The sequence below is a fragment of the Falsiruegeria mediterranea M17 genome (assembly GCF_900302455.1).
GTDB classification, from domain to species: domain Bacteria; phylum Pseudomonadota; class Alphaproteobacteria; order Rhodobacterales; family Rhodobacteraceae; genus Falsiruegeria; species Falsiruegeria mediterranea.
Map to the genome: position 1 here is coordinate 97,460 of NZ_ONZG01000003.1, position 18,152 is coordinate 115,611.

General features: G+C 58.9%; 19 protein-coding genes. 10 read left to right on the plus strand and 9 right to left on the minus strand.

Features of this window, described 5'->3' with window-relative positions:
- Window positions 1–163 precede the first annotated feature (163 nt).
- The 7 genes from TRM7615_RS06540 to TRM7615_RS06570 all read right to left on the minus strand — a co-directional run bounded on the left by TRM7615_RS06540 (window position 164) and on the right by TRM7615_RS06570 (window position 5,497).
- The gene (locus tag TRM7615_RS06540; protein WP_108786108.1) at window positions 164–1,339 is read right to left on the minus strand and encodes an acetyl-CoA C-acetyltransferase; all 1,176 of its coding nucleotides are present in this window, start codon (window positions 1,337–1,339) and stop codon (window positions 164–166) included.
- 185 nt (window positions 1,340–1,524) lie between these two features.
- On the minus strand, window positions 1,525–2,364 hold the full coding sequence (locus tag TRM7615_RS06545) for an EAL domain-containing protein (protein WP_108786474.1): 840 nt from the start codon (window positions 2,362–2,364) through the stop codon (window positions 1,525–1,527).
- A 308-nt stretch (window positions 2,365–2,672) separates the two neighbouring features.
- The gene (locus tag TRM7615_RS06550; protein WP_108786109.1) at window positions 2,673–3,605 is read right to left on the minus strand and encodes a sterol desaturase family protein; all 933 of its coding nucleotides are present in this window, start codon (window positions 3,603–3,605) and stop codon (window positions 2,673–2,675) included.
- Entirely contained in the window at window positions 3,602–3,988 is a 387-nt protein-coding gene (locus tag TRM7615_RS06555; RefSeq protein ID WP_108786110.1) for a hypothetical protein, read from the minus strand. The genes TRM7615_RS06550 and TRM7615_RS06555 overlap by 4 nt, the downstream gene beginning before the upstream one ends.
- A 59-nt stretch (window positions 3,989–4,047) precedes the next feature.
- The gene (locus TRM7615_RS06560; protein WP_108786475.1) at window positions 4,048–4,377 is read right to left on the minus strand and encodes a hypothetical protein; all 330 of its coding nucleotides are present in this window, start codon (window positions 4,375–4,377) and stop codon (window positions 4,048–4,050) included.
- A gap of 87 nt (window positions 4,378–4,464) precedes the next feature.
- Window positions 4,465–4,830 (minus strand): dihydrodipicolinate reductase, encoded by a 366-nt coding sequence (locus TRM7615_RS06565; RefSeq protein ID WP_108786111.1) that lies wholly within the window; start codon window positions 4,828–4,830, stop codon window positions 4,465–4,467.
- A gap of 97 nt (window positions 4,831–4,927) precedes the next feature.
- Window positions 4,928–5,497: a TlpA disulfide reductase family protein gene (locus TRM7615_RS06570; protein ID WP_108786112.1), complete on the minus strand. Its 570-nt coding sequence runs from the start codon at window positions 5,495–5,497 to the stop codon at window positions 4,928–4,930.
- A 22-nt stretch (window positions 5,498–5,519) separates the two neighbouring features.
- Here TRM7615_RS06570 and argH point away from each other — a divergent pair, with 22 nt between their 5' ends.
- The 5 genes from argH (at window position 5,520) to TRM7615_RS06595 (ending at window position 12,886) form a co-directional block, all read left to right on the plus strand.
- Window positions 5,520–6,911 carry an argininosuccinate lyase gene (gene argH, locus TRM7615_RS06575; protein WP_108786113.1) on the plus strand — a complete coding sequence of 464 codons (1,392 nt, stop codon included), beginning with the start codon at window positions 5,520–5,522 and terminating at the stop codon, window positions 6,909–6,911.
- Window positions 6,908–7,090: a hypothetical protein gene (locus TRM7615_RS06580; RefSeq protein WP_108786114.1), complete on the plus strand. Its 183-nt coding sequence runs from the start codon at window positions 6,908–6,910 to the stop codon at window positions 7,088–7,090. The genes argH and TRM7615_RS06580 overlap by 4 nt, the downstream gene beginning before the upstream one ends.
- 74 nt (window positions 7,091–7,164) lie before the next feature.
- Window positions 7,165–8,922, plus strand: a complete 1,758-nt coding sequence (locus tag TRM7615_RS06585) for an adenylate/guanylate cyclase domain-containing protein (protein WP_108786115.1) — start codon at window positions 7,165–7,167, stop codon at window positions 8,920–8,922.
- 85 nt (window positions 8,923–9,007) lie between these two features.
- Complete coding sequence (gene lysA, locus TRM7615_RS06590; protein WP_108786116.1) at window positions 9,008–10,273, plus strand: diaminopimelate decarboxylase; 1,266 nt, start codon at window positions 9,008–9,010, stop codon at window positions 10,271–10,273.
- A 99-nt stretch (window positions 10,274–10,372) separates the two neighbouring features.
- Window positions 10,373–12,886, plus strand: coding sequence for a TIGR02302 family protein (locus tag TRM7615_RS06595; RefSeq protein ID WP_108786476.1), 2,514 nt, complete (start codon window positions 10,373–10,375; stop codon window positions 12,884–12,886).
- Window positions 12,887–12,893: 7 nt separating this feature from the next.
- Here TRM7615_RS06595 and TRM7615_RS06600 read toward each other — a convergent pair whose 3' ends face one another.
- Entirely contained in the window at window positions 12,894–13,772 is an 879-nt protein-coding gene (locus TRM7615_RS06600) for a zinc-ribbon domain-containing protein (protein WP_108786117.1), read from the minus strand.
- Window positions 13,773–13,955: 183 nt separating this feature from the next.
- Between TRM7615_RS06600 and TRM7615_RS06605 the strand changes: the two genes are divergently transcribed.
- The 4 genes from TRM7615_RS06605 to TRM7615_RS06620 are packed head-to-tail and all read left to right on the plus strand — an operon-like array spanning window position 13,956 to window position 16,861.
- On the plus strand, window positions 13,956–14,633 hold the full coding sequence (locus TRM7615_RS06605) for a cell division ATP-binding protein FtsE (protein ID WP_108786118.1): 678 nt from the start codon (window positions 13,956–13,958) through the stop codon (window positions 14,631–14,633).
- The gene (locus TRM7615_RS06610) at window positions 14,630–15,529 is read left to right on the plus strand and encodes a cell division protein FtsX (protein ID WP_108786119.1); all 900 of its coding nucleotides are present in this window, start codon (window positions 14,630–14,632) and stop codon (window positions 15,527–15,529) included. Before TRM7615_RS06605 ends, TRM7615_RS06610 begins: the two co-directional genes overlap by 4 nt.
- Window positions 15,529–16,269: a lysophospholipid acyltransferase family protein gene (locus tag TRM7615_RS06615; RefSeq protein ID WP_108786120.1), complete on the plus strand. Its 741-nt coding sequence runs from the start codon at window positions 15,529–15,531 to the stop codon at window positions 16,267–16,269. Before TRM7615_RS06610 ends, TRM7615_RS06615 begins: the two co-directional genes overlap by 1 nt.
- Entirely contained in the window at window positions 16,256–16,861 is a 606-nt protein-coding gene (locus TRM7615_RS06620) for a pyridoxamine 5'-phosphate oxidase family protein (protein ID WP_108786121.1), read from the plus strand. The genes TRM7615_RS06615 and TRM7615_RS06620 overlap by 14 nt, the downstream gene beginning before the upstream one ends.
- Window positions 16,862–16,870: 9 nt before the next feature.
- On the opposite strand, the gene TRM7615_RS06625 is transcribed toward TRM7615_RS06620, so the two are convergent.
- The gene (locus TRM7615_RS06625; RefSeq protein ID WP_108786477.1) at window positions 16,871–17,464 is read right to left on the minus strand and encodes an NAD(P)H-dependent oxidoreductase; all 594 of its coding nucleotides are present in this window, start codon (window positions 17,462–17,464) and stop codon (window positions 16,871–16,873) included.
- Window positions 17,465–17,565: 101 nt separating this feature from the next.
- On the opposite strand from TRM7615_RS06625, the gene TRM7615_RS06630 reads away from it, so the two are divergent.
- Window positions 17,566–18,144, plus strand: a complete 579-nt coding sequence (locus TRM7615_RS06630; protein ID WP_108786122.1) for a TetR/AcrR family transcriptional regulator — start codon at window positions 17,566–17,568, stop codon at window positions 18,142–18,144.
- Window positions 18,145–18,152 lie beyond the last annotated feature (8 nt).

Below are 18,152 nucleotides of genomic sequence, written 5' to 3' on the forward strand. Positions count from 1 at the left end.
GCGTTGTAATGCTGTTACCCATTACGCTCAGGATGCGCAATATTCTTTCGTGATGAAATTCTCATGACGAGTGGAGAATTTTGTCGCATCCAAGGTAAAGGTTTGATGTTAAAAGAAAAGGGCGCCGCAATGGGCGCCCTTCTTATGATAGATGCGCCAGCGCTTAGTCGCGCTCCACACACAGGGCGACGCCCATGCCGCCACCGATACACAGGGTGGCGAGACCTTTCTTGGCATCGCGGCGCTTCATTTCGAACAGAAGCGTGTTCAGAACGCGACAGCCCGAGGCGCCGATCGGGTGACCGATAGCAATGGCGCCGCCGTTTACGTTCACGATTGCCGGATCCCAGCCCATGTCCTTGTTCACGGCGCAGGCCTGTGCGGCAAAGGCTTCGTTGGCTTCAACCAGGTCCAGATCTTCGGGCTTCCAGCCTGCTTTTTCCAGTGCCTTGCGCGACGCATAGATCGGGCCAACACCCATGATCTGCGGGTCCAGACCGGCAGTGGCGTAGGACACGATGCGGGCCAGCGGCTCGATCCCGCGCTTTTCAGCGTTGTCAGCGGACATCAACAGGGTTGCGGCAGCACCGTCGTTCAGGCCAGACGCGTTGGCGGCAGTGACCGAACCGTCCTTGGTAAACGCAGGACGCAGTTTCTGCATGGCTTCCATCGTGGCGCCGTGACGGATGTATTCGTCCTTGTCCATCACGATGTCGCCCTTGCGGGTCTTGATGGTGAAGGGGGCGATTTCGTCAGCAAACTTGCCAGCCTTCTGCGCAGCTTCGGCCTTGTTCTGCGAGGCGACGGCAAATTCGTCCTGCATCTCGCGGGAGATCTGCCATTTCTCGGCAACATTTTCAGCGGTTTGACCCATGTGATAACCGTTGAAGGCATCCCAAAGACCGTCGCGGATCATGGTGTCGATGTATTTCATGTCACCCATTTTGTGGCCGGCGCGCAGAGTAGCTGCGTGGGGCGACAGGGTCATGTTTTCCTGACCACCGGCGGCGACGATGTCCGCATCACCCAATTGGATGTGCTGAGCACCCAGGGCAACGGCGCGCAGGCCCGAACCACACACCTGGTTGATACCCCATGCCGCGCTTTCCTGTGGTAAACCTGCGTTGATGTGTGCCTGACGAGCCGGGTTTTGACCTTGGGCTGCGGTCAGAACCTGACCCAGGATGGTCTCGCTGACCTCGCCTTTTTCGATACCGGCACGCTCGACGACGGCCTCCAGAACTGCGGCACCCAAGTCGTGTGCGGGTGTGTTCGCGAACGAACCGCCAAAGCTGCCAACACCGGTCCGTGCTGCCGAAGCGATTACTACGTTGGTCATGTGATCCAATCCTTTGCCGTCATATCTCTCGAGAAATGTGACGGCTCAGGCCATCAGAGTCGACCCCATAGAAGCACCGCGCATCTCTCGCTCTCGCATGGGTGACATAACGGAATGCTGCAGTTGCAGCAACAGACAGCTTGTCTCATGTGTCGCGTGAGAGGATGTTAGCGCAATTTTTGAACTCAGGCCGTTGATTTTTCTTGTTCTGGTTGAGCCCAGTCCGGTTTCACAGTTGGAGCACCGAACAGAAAGCCCTGCAAACAGTCGACACCGTGCTCGACCAGGAATTCGGCCTCTTCAACCGTTTCGACCGATTCGGCGATGGTGAACATGTCGAACTCGCGCGCAATGGCGATCAGGGCGCGCACCACGGCCTGATTGTCGGGGTTCTTGTCGATGCCACGAATGAACTGACCGTCGATCTTTGCAGCATCAAAGAAGAATTCGCGAAACAACCGCATCGCGATGTTTCCGGCGCCAAAGTCATCCAACGCAAAGGCGATGCCGTGTTCTTGCAACTGATCCATGAAATCAATCACCAATTCCGGGACTGTCATGACCGAGGTTTCATTGATTTCCAGGATAAGCCTTTCACCCAGAGCCGGATCCTTTTTCAGGAACCGATGCAGGATCTGCGTCCATTTCTTGAACCCGATCGAGCGGGCCGACATGTTTATCGACAATCGGATCGTCGGATTTCGAACCAAGGTTCGCAAGCCGATCTGCAGCGCGTTGCAATCCAACTCGCGCCCGATCTCGGTGTTTTCGACCGCTGGCATGAAATCACGCGCGGGAATCACGCGTCCTGTTTCGTCCAGAACTCGTATGAAACCCTCGTAAAAGGCGCGCTGATGCGGTGATTGTGCTTGCATCACAGGCTGAAACGCCAGCATGCACTGATTGTGTTTGACGGCCTCGGTTGCCATCTGAACCGCCGAGCGGTCCCGTTTCCGGACAGCAGCATCCAGAGGGTTGTCGACGTGCGCTTGGGCACCGGCCATCATCTTTCGGCGTTGCAGCATTTTTGTCCCCTTGTCGCCGGGTGCGGATGAACGGGACAAGACTTCGCCAAATTCGTGAAGCATCGGTTAAATGGGCAATTTGAGGAAACTTGTCAGTGCTCGGGCCCACTCGACGGTCTGTCGCCAAAATCCAAAATGCCCCGGCAGGTCTCGTCGTAATTTCCGCCAAAATTCAAGGCTTTGAAAATTCTCTGAAAGATGCGCGAGTTTTGACGTCCAGGCGGACGGCCAGGGCTGCAACAGTTCCATTCAATTTGCATTTAAAGGTAGCGGCTTTTGATACCGCACCGTTTGACACCAAGCCGCCACTATTGCGTGAACCCGGGCGACCCGCGGTCCTGGGGTTTGCGCTTCAGATGCTTGGCCTTGATGGTTTCCGAGGTGTCGCGGCTGCCATCGTGGCTGTAGCCTGGAGGGCCAAAGGCATAGTTCAAGCGCTGACGCAGTGTCAGGCCGGGTTGGATCACATCTTGGAAAATGCCGATCCATTCATGAAAGGCGACCCTCAGCGGGTTGAAGCTGCCAAGGTTGTGCACCAGGCCATAGTCCACCTTTTCGCTGTCCTGTTCCGGCACAAATGTGCCGAACATCTTGTCCCAGATGATGAAGACCCCGGCATAGTTGCAGTCCAGATAGCGTGGATTGCGGCCGTGATGGACGCGGTGATGGCTGGGCGTGTTCATGATTGCTTCGAACCAGCGAGGCATCTTGCCGATGGCCTCGGTGTGAATCCAAAACTGATAAATCAGGTTCAGGCCGCCGCAGAACAGCACAATTGCCGGGTGGAATCCCAATAGGATCAGGGGCGCCCTTACGATCATCATAAAGGTGAACGTCCCGGTCCAGGTTTGCCGCAGCGCCGTGGTCAGATTGTAATGCTGGCTGGAATGGTGGTTCACATGGCTGGCCCAGACCCAGCGGATGCGATGTCCGAAACGATGCACCCAATAATACCGCAGATCATCCAGCACAAAGCACAAGATGAAGACGCCCACTGACGTACCCAGGTCCAATGGCGTTATGGTCCACAAGACCATGAAGAATCCATACGCGATGAACCCCAAAAGCAGACCAGACGCTACGCTGCCCGCGCCCATGATCAGCGAGGTTACGGCATCGCGTGTCTCGTACCTGCCTCCTTTGCCCTTGACCGCGATCCAGATGAACTCGGCCAGAATGGCTGCGACAAAGAAAGGTACCGCCAGTTGGGTGGGGTCCGGAAAAGAAAGGGTGTCTGTCATGTCGCCTGTATCGTGTTGCGCCAAAGTTGGCGTTCTTCGGGGGCCAATGCAACACGGACGCTGGGGGCCGTGAAATCATGGAACTTGAAACACAGGCCGCGGGCGGTGTCATCCAGTTCGACCTGGGACAGATGGCGCGCCACAGTGTCTGCCCCAAAGGACCAGATGAGGCCCATCCCGGCCGCAGTCGACACCAGCGCCGCATGCCCGTCTTTGGCTGCGATCACGCCCGTCACCTGATCGTCGGGGAAATGCCTGACCCAAGCCACCCGCACGCTGTCTGGCGTCAGATACGCACGTTTGGACCTGCCGCTCAGATGCAGCATGACTGCAATGGATGCGATACCGACGACCACAAGGATCAGAAGAATATCAAGTGGCATGGGTCCTCCTGCACCAAAATGTGCGCAAGCTGGAGGGCGCTGTCAAAGGTGGCGTGGCGTCAGCCGGGTTGCAGCTGCTCCAGAACCATGGGCTGTACCACACGTTCGACAAAAGGCACCAACCCTGCGGGGCCGGATCTTCGATCCTTGAGGTGAATGGACACGTCCGGCCGTCGGTTGGCGATCACACCGATCAGCGCGCCGCGAACGGAATCGTCCAATCCCGCGCCCATCACGACGCAGGTGATCCGAGGTTCGGCATCAAGCTGGTGAATGACTTCGGCCTGATCATGAGCCCCCAGCCATTCGATGGGCAGATGTTGCAGTTGTTGGGCGACGTTGCCAATCACCTGAGGCAGCCGACCAATCAGAAGTACCACGGGTTTCATGGCTCTCTCCTTTGTGTTGTCTGCGTCCCATGACCCTTGCAAGGCAAAGGTCATGGCGCAGTATATCACAAGAAGGCGCGCAAATGCTCAGTTGATGGTATACGTCCCGCCAGACTTACCTTTGCCCTTGTCGCGGGTGAACCGTGTGGACGTGCCGTCGATCTCAACAAGCTGGCAATTGGTGCCCAGCTCCTGACCGCCAAGCTTGCCATTTCGGCACCAGTAACGGCCGTTCCACTTCCAAGCACCGACATATGTTTGGCCGTTGAAGCTTCCGGATTGGGTGCCGTCCGATTTGATGATGGTCCAGTTCCCGTTCGCATCCGTAAGTTTGCGATCCACGATCTGAGATCTGAACTGCTTCTCTTTCTTTACCTGCATGAATTCCGCGGCTGCCAGGGTTGGCAAGGCAAGTGCAATTGTGGCCAGTGTCACGATAGAAAAACGGCGCATAAAGCTATCCTCTCAAAATGTTTTCGGAGCCCGAAATGGAGTGGGCGCCGAAAACAGATTAATCGGAAAGTCTGCGTTCTTCTAACAGTTTTGCCGTTTAGTTCAGTAGAGCAGTGATGATCGCTTTGGCGCTGTCCGAGTTCCATTCGGCATCGCCCAGCATACGGGCGATTTCCTGCCCTTCGGGATTCAAAATGACGGTTACGGGCAAACCCAGCACCCGCATCTCGCGCGACAGTGTCATCCCCAGATCCTGGTGACGTGGCAGGTTGGTGATCTCGATGTCGTCAAAGAATTTCTGAATCCCGGCCGGAGAATTGCGCCCCGTGGCAATGGTCAAAACTTCAAAGTCGTCGCCACCGAACTCGGCCTGCAGTTCCGAGAATTGCGGCATCTCCTTGCGGCAGGGCGCGCACCAGGTGGCCCAGAAGTTCACCAGCACATATTTGCCCTTGTAGTCGGCCAGTGTCCTTTGGCCGCCGTCGTCTTCAAGGTCAAAGGCTTTGTCCGAAACGGGCAGGGGATTGGGCAGGATCACCAGCTTTTTCATGCTCCCTTCGCGCATGGCTTCCAGCGCAGGCCGATCCAGATCGGCGGCGATGACGCTGGATGGATTTGCGCCCACGGCAAGGGCGGTATAGACGAGGGCCAGCAACAGTTTCTTCATATCCCCTCCGAAGGGTTTCCAGATGACCGACAAGACCTCGAACCAGATGTGGGGCGGCCGCTTTGCCGCCGGACCGGACGCGATCATGGAGGCGATCAACGCCTCGATCGGGTACGATCAGCGGATGGCAGCCCAAGACATTGCTGGCTCGCGGGCCCATGCGGCGATGTTGGCCGCAACAGGCGTTATTACGGATAGTGATGCCGAGGCCATTCGTGAAGGCCTCCTCACCGTATTGTCAGAGATCGAGGGCGGGACGTTTGCATTCTCAACGGCGCTCGAAGACATCCACATGAACGTCGAGGCGCGCCTGAAAGAGGTGATTGGCGAGCCTGCAGGACGTTTGCACACGGGCCGAAGCCGAAATGACCAGGTTGCGACCGATTTCAAACTCTGGGTCCGCGATCAACTGGACGCGGCGGAAAGTGGCCTGCTGGCCCTTATCCGTGCGCTTTTGGCGCAGGCCGAGGCCGGTGCCGATTGGGTGATGCCGGGCTTCACCCACCTGCAAACCGCGCAGCCTGTCACATGGGGCCACCACATGATGGCCTATGTCGAGATGTTTGGCCGTGATCTGTCCCGAGTCCGCGATGCGCGCGCCCGGATGAACGAATCGCCCTTGGGCGCAGCAGCGCTTGCAGGGACATCTTTTCCCATCGATCGGCACATGACCGCCGAAGCCTTGGGTTTTGATCGCCCCTCCTCCAACTCATTGGATGCCGTTAGTGACCGTGATTTCGCGCTCGAATTCCTCTCGACCGCGTCGATCTGTGCCGTTCACCTCAGCCGTTTCGCCGAAGAGTTGGTGATCTGGTCCTCTGCCCAGTTCCGTTTCGTGACCCTGTCAGACCGCTTCTCGACCGGTTCGTCGATCATGCCGCAGAAGAAGAACCCCGATGCGGCGGAACTGATCCGCGCCAAAGTGGGCCGCATCTATGGTGCCAACACCGCGCTGATGATGGTGATGAAGGGCCTGCCGCTGGCCTATTCCAAGGACATGCAGGAAGACAAGGAGCAGGTCTTTGACGCTGCCGACAACTGGATGCTGGCACTGGCCGCGATGGAAGGCATGGTCAAGGACATGACCGCCAACCGCGAAAGCCTGGCCGCCGCTGCAGGCTCGGGCTTTTCGACGGCGACCGACCTGGCCGACTGGTTGGTCCGTGTTCTGGGTTTGCCATTTCGCGATGCGCACCATGTCACCGGATCGCTGGTGGCCATGGCCGAGAGCAAGGGCTGTGATCTGCCGGATCTGACGCTGGAAGATATGCAATCCGTGCATGCTGACATCACCGAAGACGTATTTGGTGTTCTTGGCGTCGACAATTCGGTAAACTCGCGCATGTCGTATGGTGGCACCGCGCCGAGACAAGTGCGCGCCCAAATCGAACGTTGGAAAGCGACCCTGTCATGACCCTGATCCGCACCTCACTCGCCCTTATCTGTCTTGTAGTGCTGGCAGGATGCGGTGCGGACGGCGAACCCGTGCAGCCGTCCCTCAATGCCCATGCGGGCGTCGGAGGCGGCAGCAGCTATGTGGGCGGCAGTGTCGGTCTGCACCGCGGTCCGTTCAATTTGTACTTGGGTTTCTAAGGGTTCCTGCTGTGAAGCAGGCTTAGTGCCGAATTTATTAGATTTCATGGGATGCAGGAACTAGCATTCCATGAATGTCCGATCGTGTCCAAAGAAAACTCGCCTCAGTCGTTGCTGCTGACATTGTTGGATACTCGCGTCTTATGGCCGAAAACGAAGCCGGTACCATCGAAGCGGTGCATGAGCTGAAATCTCAACTTGTTGAACCAGTGGTGGCCCAACACGACGGTCGGATCGTCAAGACAATGGGCGACGGCTTTTTGTTAGAGTTCTCATCGGTTCTCGAAAGCATTGAGGCTTCAGTTGCATTGCAAGAACGCTTGAAGACCCATGACTTCAGGTCTCTGGGTGGCCTGAGCATCGAGTTGCGCATTGGAGTTCACGTCGGTGATATTGTGATCCAAGAGGGAGATATTTTCGGTGGGGGAGTTAACATTGCTGCCCGGATCGAACCGCTGGTGGCGCCAGGGGGGATCGGAATATCAGATGAGGCTCACGGCCATATCCGGGACAAATTGGATTTGGACTGGGCTGATGGTGGGGCACATGACCTCAAAAACATACCTCGACCGGTTCGCATTTGGTACTGGAGGGATGGTCCGATCCCGTCATCGCTGGCCCCTGAACCAGACCTGCAGTTGCCTGAATTGCCGTCTGTGGCTGTACTTCCGTTCGACAACATGTCCAGCGACAAGGAGCAGGAGTATTTTGCCGATGGTTTGACCGAAGACCTCATCACTGACTTGTCCAAGATTTCAGGGTTGTTCGTTGTCGCGCGAAATTCCACATTTGTTTTCAAAGGGAAATCGGTCGACATCCCCACCGTTGGGCGGACTCTGGGAGTGGCCAATGTGGTCGAAGGCAGCGTGCGCAGACTGGGCGATCGGGTCCGTATCAACGTGCAGCTGATTGATGCCAAAACAGGCGGGCACATCTGGGCGGACAGATACGATGGCGGCCTCGAGGCGGTGTTCGAGCTTCAGGATCAGGTGTGTCGAGAAGTTGTATCGGCGCTTTCCGTCAACCTCACACAAGTCGAAACCGAGCGATTGAACAAGGTCCACACCACGAACATCGACGCCTACGAAGTGTTTGTGCGCGCAAAATCCACGCCCTATCCTCCGATACCAAGCCGGTTAAAAGCTGCAGGTGCTCTGTTCGAGCAGGTGGTTGAGATGGCTCCCGCGTTTGCTGGCGGTTACGCGGGCTTGTCGTGGATTATCGGGTTTGGTGCCTTATGGGGGCATTCGGACCCGGATGTGCTTGGCACGCGGGCCGAGGCGCTGGCTTACAAGGCGATTGCAGTCGATGAGGGATTTGGGTGGTCGTATACTGTGCTTGGTGTTTCTTTGTTGGCGCAGCGCCGGTTTGACGAAGCAGAGGCAGCAGCAAAACGCGGAGTCGAATTGTTGCCTAACGATGCGGATGCAAACGTTATTTTCGCGGTCCTGAATGCGATGCGCGGAAAGTTTGATGTTGCGATCAAGGCAGCAGAAACTGCTTTTCGGCTAAGTCCAAACTTCGTTAGCGGCCCATATCTGAACGTCATATCGCATGCGAACTTTATGGCGGGTAACTATCAGGCGGCACTTGCTGCATATGAAAGAAATGTAAACCGTGGTGGGCCTGTAGGCCCTCCAGCTTACTGTTGGGCTGCGGCTGCATACCATGCAACGGGACAGGCGGATGCTGCGCGTCAGGCCGTCCAGGAATTGACTGCTCGGTTTCCGGATTTCGGGCAGGCCAAGTGGAATTTTCTACAACTTATTGAGGCTGAAGAACTTCGCCAACGGACCGAAGCCCTTTTTAGGGATGCAGGTATACCTGACTGATTTTCGCGCATTACCCTCTTTGTGGGGCGGCAATCTTCAGGTTTGCAATTGATCCGTTGGCCCGTTTCGGTCTAATCGCGAACCCATGGATCACTTTCTTTACCGCGACGGCGCGCTTTACGCCGAGGATGTTCCGGTTTCCGAAATCGCCGCTGCGGTCGGAACGCCGTTTTATGTCTATTCGACGGCCACGCTGCTGCGCCATTTCCAGCTGTTTGATGATGCGCTGGAAGGCACCGATCACCTTGTATGCTACGCGATGAAAGCAGCCAGCAATCAGGCGATCCTGCGCACGCTGGCACAGGCCGGGGCTGGCATGGATGTTGTGTCTGAAGGTGAATACCGTCGCGCCCGCGCCGCTGGTGTGCCGGGTGACAAGATCGTCTTTTCGGGCGTTGGCAAGACGGCTCGCGAAATCCGCACTGCGCTGACCGATGGCATCCGGCAGTTCAACGTCGAATCCGAGCCAGAGATGGACGTGATCAACGCTGTCGCCCTCGATCTGGGGTTGGTGGCCCCGATCACCATCCGCGTGAACCCGGATGTTGACGCCAAGACCCATGCCAAGATCGCGACCGGAAAGTCCGAGAACAAGTTTGGTATCCCGATTTCGCGCGCGTCCGAGGTTTATGCCCATGCCGCCGCGCTGCCGGGGCTTGAGGTCATTGGCATCGACGTCCACATCGGCTCGCAATTGACCGAGTTGGAACCCTTTCGCCTGGCGTACGAGAAAGTGGCCGAACTGACCGAACAACTGCGCAGCGAGGGGCACAACATCCGTCGGCTCGATCTGGGGGGCGGCTTGGGTATCCCCTATACCCGCTCGAACGAGGCGCCGCCGCTGCCAGTGGAATACGGCAAATTGATCAAGGACACCCTGGGCCATCTGGGCTGCGAGATCGAGATCGAGCCGGGTCGCCTGATCGCGGGCAACGCGGGTTTGTTGGTATCGGACGTAATCTATGTGAAGTCGGGCGAAGGGCGTGACTTTCTGATTGTGGACGCGGCGATGAACGACCTGATCCGCCCTGCGATGTATGAGGCGCATCACGACATCGTCGCCGTGAACGAACCCGCACCGGGGACCGAGATGCAGCCCTATGACATCGTGGGTCCCGTCTGCGAATCTGGCGACACCTTTGCCAAGCAACGCAACATGCCGCCCCTCAAATCGGGTGACCTGATCGCGTTTCGCAGTGCCGGAGCTTATGGTGCGGTCATGTCCAGCGAATACAACACCCGCCCCCTGATCCCCGAAGTTTTGGTGAATGGTGATCAATTCGCGGTTATTCGCCCACGTCCAACCTTTGACGAAATCATAAACCGCGATACCATACCCGAGTGGCTCTGACGCAAACCTGCGCGGGCCGTTAGGAGTGATCTGTTGACCGCCAAACCGCCCGTGCGTCTGCCCATCCCGCGTTTGTCCCTGCTGGCAACGCATGTGGGCATGGTTGCCGAGCAGGTTTTGCGCGCCTTCTGGCCGCTCTTTTCCATCGTCATGACTGCGCTGGCGGCCCTCTTGTTGGGGCTGCACGACATGGTCCCGATCGAAGGTGTCTGGACGGCGGCCTCGGTCACTTTGATCGCGGCCCTGATTGCCTTGATCTGGGGCGCACGCCGGTTCCATTGGCCATCGCGACAGGACGCGCTGGCACGGCTCGACGCCTCGCTGCCAGGGCGGCCCATTCAGGCGCTGACCGATGCGCAGACAATCGGGGCCTCTGACCCTGCCTCGGTCGCGTTGTGGCAGGCGCACCAGAAACGCATGTCCGACCGTGCGGCACAGGCCGAGCCTGTGAAACCGAACCTGAGGTTGGCCGACCGCGATCCCTTTGCGCTGCGCTATGCTGCTTTGTTGTTGGTGACGGTGGGGGCGCTCTTTGGCTCGATCTGGCATGTGAAATCCGTGACCGAACTGACTCCGGGTGGCGACGCCTTGGTCAATGGCCCCTCGTGGGAGGGGTGGGTCGAACCGCCGCGCTATACCGGTCTGCCGTCGCTTTACCTCAATGATCTGAACCAAGAGACACTGCAAGTCCCAGAGGGCAGCAGGATCACCCTGCGCTTTTATGGTGAGGTTGGCGCGCTTGGGTTGACCGAAACGGTGACCGGCGCACCGGTCGAGGACGAAACCCCGGCCGAAACCCAAGCAACATCCCACGACCTGATCGTTATCCAATCCGGCGCTGTGCAGATTGATGGCCCTGGCGGCAATACTTGGACGGTCGACATGGTCCGTGATGAGGCCCCGCAAATCTCGGTTGCGGGCGTGATCGAGGCCGAAGCAGGTGGCCAGATGAGCCTGCCGTTTACGGCGAGCGACGACTACGGCGTGACCTCGGGCACGGCGCGCATAGAGCTGGATCTTGCAGGTGTTGATCGCCGCTATGGCTTGTCCGCCGACCCTGAACCGCGTGAGGCGTTGATTGTAGACCTGCCTATGCCCATTGCGGGCGACAGACGCATGTTTACCGAGGACTTCATCGAAGACTTCTCGACCCATCCCTGGGCCAACCTGCCGGTGAAGATTACGCTGATGGCCGATGATGCCAAGGGCAACACGGGCGAAGCGATGCCCTATGGTGCGTCGCTGCCTGGACGGCGTTTCTTTGATCCGCTGGCGGCGGCGATTATCGAACAGCGTCGCGATCTGCTCTGGACGCGCGACAACGCCAAACGTGTCTCGCAGCTTATACGCGCCATTTCGCACCGGCCCCAAGATGTGTTCCGTTCGGAAACGGTTTACCTTCGCCTGAGGTTCACCTTACGGCGGCTCGAGACATTCACCGAATTTGGCCTGCGCTCTGAGCAGCGCGATGAGATCGCGCAATCCCTGTGGGACGTGGCCGTGATGATCGAGGACGGCACCTTGGGAGATGCGCTGGAGCGTCTGCGCGAGGCCCGTGAGCGGCTTGCCGAAGCGATGAAGAACGGTGCCTCGGATCAGGAAATTGCCGAATTGATGCAAGAGCTGCGCGAGGCGACCGAGGATTACCTGCGGCAGCTTCAGCGCCAGGCTCAAAACGAAGGGCAGCAAAATCAGCAAGGTCAGCAGCAGTCCGAAAACCAGATGACGATGAATCAGGACGACCTGCAGCGCATGATGGACCGGATCCAGGAGCTGATGGAACAGGGCCGTATGGCTGAAGCCGAACAAGCCCTGCGTGAGTTCCAGGAGATGATGGAAAACATGCAGATGGCCCAGGGCCAACAGGGTCAGGGTCAGTCCGAGGGCCAGCAGGCAATGGAAGGCTTGGCTGAAACCCTGCGCAATCAGCAGGGCCTCAGCGATCAGGCCTTCCGCGACTTGCAGGAGCAGTTCAATCAAGGCGGTCAGTCCGGTCAAAGCCAACAGAACGAAGGCCGTAATGGCGGGCAAGGTCGCGGGCAAAGCCACGAAGGCCAGCAAGGTCAGGGCCAGGGCAGTGGCGACCGGCAAGCACAACAGGGACAACCTGGTGCCGGGGACCAGGGTACACTGGCTGATCGTCAGCAAGCGCTGCGCAACGAATTGCAACGCCAGCAGGACAATCTGCCAGGAGCAGGGACACCCGAAGGCGACGCCGCGCGCGAGTCACTGGGCCGTGCGGGCGAGGCAATGGAAAACGCCGAAGACGCGCTGCGCCAGAACGATATGGCCGAGGCCATCGATCAACAATCTGAAGCGATGGAAGCCCTGCGCGAAGGCATGCGTTCGCTGGGGGAGGCCATGGCGCAGCAGAATCAGTCGCAACCGGGCCAGGGAAGTGAAGAGGGCGATATGCGCGCCCAGAACCGTGATCCGCTGGGTCGTCAGCAGGGGTCGAATGGCTCGATTTCCAGCGACGAAAACCTGTTGCAAGGCGACGACGTCTATCGCCGCGCGCGCGAGCTGTTGGACGAAATCCGCCGCCGCGCGGGCGAAGGAGAACGGCCCGAAGCTGAACTGGAATACCTCAAACGTCTGCTCGAGCGGTTTTGAACGGAATTTACTGCTGGGCCGCGAAACCCGCCACTTGCGCGTCCAGCCACACCCGTGCCTGATCCACCAGAGCGACATAGGCGCTGAGCATCGGATCTGCCTGAGGAACGCTTTGGGCGATCTGCGGCGCGTTCACATAGATCAACGCCAACAAGGCTCCGAACAGAATCGCAACGGCCAACCCGCGCATAAAACCGCCTTTGCGCTTTCGTTTGGCGGGTCCCGGTGCCACAGCAGTTGCGGTGCTGTCTGTAGGATCTCCGCCACTACGCAGGGTCGAATTGATCTCTTCGATGTCCGGCAGCAACCCTCGGCGTGAAGACCCTTCCGTCGGGGTGTCGGTCTTGGTCGGATCCTCGCCCTTCATAACGGCCATACGGTCCCGAGCCTCTTTGGCACGACGCGTGGATTCATCTCCGGGTAGGTCATCCAGGCCCAGATCGGGCTGGCTTTCCAAGCCATCGACGTCCCCCGCGCGAAGTTCCGCTTCGCGCGCGGCCTCTTCCTTCAGGATGCTGGCAACCGCTGGATCGACACCGCGCCCTTGCGGTTCATCCATCTCGGGCGCAGGTATGTCGTCATCGAAGGCGTCATCCTGTTCGTCGTCATAGACCTCTTGGGTGTACTCCGGTTCCGGTTCTGGTTCAGACTGCAACTCGGGCTCTGGTTCGGGGCGTTCCTGCCCGGTCAGTGCCGCGCGCAGGTCATCAGGCTCGGGGTCGGGGATCTGCTGTTCGGGTTCGGCCTCGTGCACAGCTTCTGCGTCAGGGTGCGCCTGAAACCAGGTGTCACCACAGTTCGAACACTGCACATCACGCCCTTCCGCAGGGATCACCTCGGCGGGCACCTCGTATTGGGCACCGCAGTTCGGACATGTAAGACGCATGCTGCCTCCCGGACCATGACTGGTCAGTCGTTATTTTTGGAGCGATCATATGCCGTTAAGCTGTTTTCGGAAAGGGCGTTCTGATCAGATGAAACCAAGTGTCACCTTGCGGACTCGGTTGGGGGCATTGAAACTGCTCGGCGGCTGGGGCACAAGAACGCACATAAGCGTCAGGGGGCAGATTTGATCGAGCTGGATAATGTCGGCTACAGCTATGGCGGCGGCGAGTTGCTGGGCGATGTCTCGGTTCAATTGGCACCGGGGTCGTTCCATTTCCTGACCGGCCCATCAGGGGCGGGAAAAACCACCCTTCTCAAGCTGTGTTATGGCGCGCTGCAACCCACTGCGGGTCAAGTGCGTGTCTTTGATGAGGACATGCGCAAGCTGGACCGGGATCAGATGGCCCTCATGCGCCGCCGGATCGGCGTTGTGCATCAGGATTGCCGCTTTCTGGATCACCTGCCGCTGAGCGAAAACATCGCGCTGCCGCTTCTGGTGTCAGGCAAGGACCTGAACGGTGAAGAAGAAAACCTGCGGGAATTGATGAAATGGGTGGGGCTGGCCCCTCGTGCCGATGCGCTGCCGCCTGAGCTGTCGGGTGGGGAGCGCCAACGCGCCGCGCTGGCGCGTGCTGTGATCATGTCGCCGGACGTGGTGATCGCAGACGAGCCCACGGGCAATGTCGATTGGGAGATGTCGCAGCGGCTGCTGCAGCTGCTGGTCGAGTTGAACCGCATGGGCAAGACGGTGCTGATCGCCAGCCATGATCTGGGCCTGATCCGCGCCGCCAAAAGCCAGGTGCAGGCCCGGGTGTTGCGGATCTCGAACCGCCGCCTGCAATTGGCAGGAGCAGACCTATGAGCGCCGGGACCATCCGCAGCCTGTTGATGGGCGACAAACAGGCCGACCGCGTCGTTCCCCCCACTGGCTTTACCGCCCGGCTGACCCTGTTCGTGTCGGGTGCGATGGCGTTCTTGGCGGTCTTTGCGCTGGCCTTGTCGCTGGCCTCGGGTCGCTTGGCCGACAGATGGGCGGATGAGCTTGCGCGCTCGGCGACACTGCGGATCAACGCCCCCGCCGACCAGATGGCCGATCAAACGATGATGGCGCTCGAGATCTTGCGCCAAACCCCCGGCGTGGCCGAGGCGCGTGCCCTGACCGCCGAAGAACAAACTGCACTGTTGTCGCCCTGGTTCGGGCCGAACCTGCCCATCGACACACTGCCGGTGCCGCAGCTGATCGAGGTGAGGGAAACCGACGAGGGCTACGACCAAGCGGGCCTACGCCTGCGTCTGAGCGCCGAGGTCCCCGGCGCAGTCCTGGACGATCACACGCGTTGGCGCGATCCACTGGTGGCAGCGGCAACATCGCTGCGCCGTTTGGCTTTGGTGTCGATCTTGTTGATCGGTGGTGCCACGGCGGCGATGATCACGCTGGCCGCCAATGCAGCTTTGGCCGCCAATGCCCAGGTGATCGAGGTGCTGCGCCTTGTTGGGGCCCGAGACCGGTTTATCGCAAGCGCCTTTGTGCGCCGCTTCACGCTGCGCGCCTTGATCGGGTCCAGTGTTGGCGTCGTGCTCGGGATGGGTGGCGTGTTGCTCTTGCCCGAGGCCTCGCAAGAGGGCGGGTTCCTGACCGGCCTTGGTTTTCGCGGTGTGGGCTGGCTCTTGCCGCTGGCCGTACCAATCATGGGTGCGGCTGTTGCCTTTGCCGCCACCTGGGCCGCGGCCCATAGAACTCTCAAGGAGCTGACTTGATGGCCACAGCGTTTCAATGGCTGCGTTCGCTGATCTTTATGATCGTGATCTACGCGTGGATGGTGATCCTGGGCATTTTGTTTCTGCCCTATGCCATCGTCACAAAGCGCGGTGCGCTCAACGCGTGCAAGACCTATGCCCGAACCACGATCTGGATGGCGCGCTGGATGGTAGGCATCCGATCCGAGGTGCGCGGCACCCCGCCCACCGAGCAGGTCTTGATCGCGGCCAAGCATCAGTCGTTTTTTGACATCTTGCTGATTTTCAACGCCATCCCCCATGGCAAGTTCATCATGAAGCGCGAGCTGCTGTGGACGCCGGTTATCGGCCTATATGCCAAACGCCTGGGTTGTATCCCGGTCAATCGCGGTAAAAAGGGCGCGGCGATTTCCAAGATGGTCAAGGATGTTGCGGCCGAGTTCGAAGAGCCCGGACAGTTGGTGATCTACCCGCAGGGCACCCGCGTCGCCCCAGGCGCGCAGAAACCGTATAAAGTTGGCACTGCCGTCCTTTATGAGGGTCTAGGCGATCCTTGTGTTCCCGTGGCCGCCAATGTGGGTGTCTTTTGGCCCCGCACCGGTATCCTGCGCAAGCCAGGGCTGGCAATCGTTGAATTTCTTGATCCGATCGAACCGGGTGTGGCGAAGAATACCTTCATGAAACACCTGGAAACGTCGATCGAGACCAGATCGAATGAATTGATGCGCGAAGTGGGGTTTGATCCCGATGCAGTACATTGACGACATAAACGAGTTAGAGGCGCATTATGGCACGCCGGGGGCCGCCGCGACGCGCAAGGTGGCCCGGCGGATGACCCCACTTTATCGCAAGTGGATCATGACTTCGAAACTTTGCGTGCTCAGCACCGTTGGACCCGAAGGTACCGATGGCAGCCCGCGCGGGGATGATGGCCCGGCGGTGCTGGAACTGGACCCGGGCACGCTGGCCATGCCTGACTGGCGTGGCAACAACCGCCTCGACAGCCTACGCAACATCGTGCGCGATCCGCGTGTCGCGCTGATGTTTGTCGTCCCCGGATCGAACAATGTGGTTCGCGTGAACGGAAAAGCGCGACTGACTGCGGACGAGGGGCTGCGTCACCGGTTCGAACAAAGGGGTAAACACCCCGCCACCGTCATCGTGATCGAAATCGCCGAAATCTACACGCAGTGTGCCCGCGCCCTGATGCGGGCAGGCACCTGGGCCGATGGCGATCAAAGCGCCGGATTGCCGACCGTCGGCCAGATCCTGGCCGAGGTCAGCAATGGCGAAGAAGGCGGCGAGCGTTATGACGCCGAATGGGGCGCGCGCGCTGCGGCGACGATGTGGTAGAGGCAGCGGTCAAACCGCTGCCGCACCGATCTTTGACACCTGCGATATCCAGCGGTCCACGCGACCGGGTTTCGGCGCGCTTGCGCCTGCAAAATAGGTGAACCGGGTTGGCTTGAAACCGACAAAGCCCAGGATCTGCCCGCGCATCTGTCGGATGAGCGCCTGACGATAGACCAACCGCATGAACCAGCCTGGCGTATCCGACGTCAGGATAACCCGCGCCGTGCGCCCGGTCAGCATCGGGGCAGGCAACCCGGCCAGCGTGGTCTTTCGGGTGTCAAAGGTGCGGCCCGGAATGAACATCCGATCAATCAGACCTTTCAGCTTGGCCGGCAAACCGCCCCACCACATGGGTGTGGTCAGGACCAGATGATCGCTCCACTCGATATCTTGCAGCACCTGTTCCAGCACAGGCTCCAGCGGCTTGAAGTCGTGATAATTGCCCTGACCAAAGTCGTGATCAAAGTCCAAATCGCTCAGATGAACAAAACGAACGTCGTGCCCCTTGTCGCGGGCGGCGTCGCCATAGGTTTGCGCAAAGGTACGCGACAGGCTGCTTTCGGCGGGGTGTCCGTCAAGGACGAGAATTTTCTTGGGTTGCATCGGGAATCTCCAAAAATGACCATGGTCAATAAATTGAACCAGAAAATGACCGCGGTCAATAAAAAATTTGACCGCGGTCAAAAAATGTGCGATTCAGCCTTATGCAGAAGACAATTCAAAAACGAACACTGAAAACCCGCGCCAAGCTGATCGCCGCCTCTGAAGAGGTGATCGCCAAGGGTGGATATGAGGCCCTGAGGGTCGAGGAGGTTGTTCAGGCCGCCGGTGTCGCCAAGGGTACGTTCTTTGCGCATTTCCGCGACAAGGACGCGCTGATGGAAATCCTGATCGGTGAAAAACTGAACGCCTGTTTGAGCCGGGCCGAAGACCACGGCACGCCAAAGACCGTGCCCGACTTGATCGATGCGCTAGAGCCTGTACATCAGTTCATGACGTCAGAACGCTATGTTTTCGATCTGATCATCCGCTATTCCGGCGCCGCTGCCGTCGCCGAGATTGGCCCAATTGCATACTGCTTTGAGAGATATTTCCGCATGGTCGAGGCTTGGATGGAAAACGTCGATACCCGCACGGACATCACGCCCGAGCTGCTGGCCGAAGGCGTGCAGGCCTTTGCGATTCAATCCATGTCATTGAAATACTGCGCCCTGCACAGCGCACAGAACTTTTCAGACAGGCTCGAGGTCTATCTGAACGCGTGGCTGACCCCGGCAGCCTGAAACCGCCG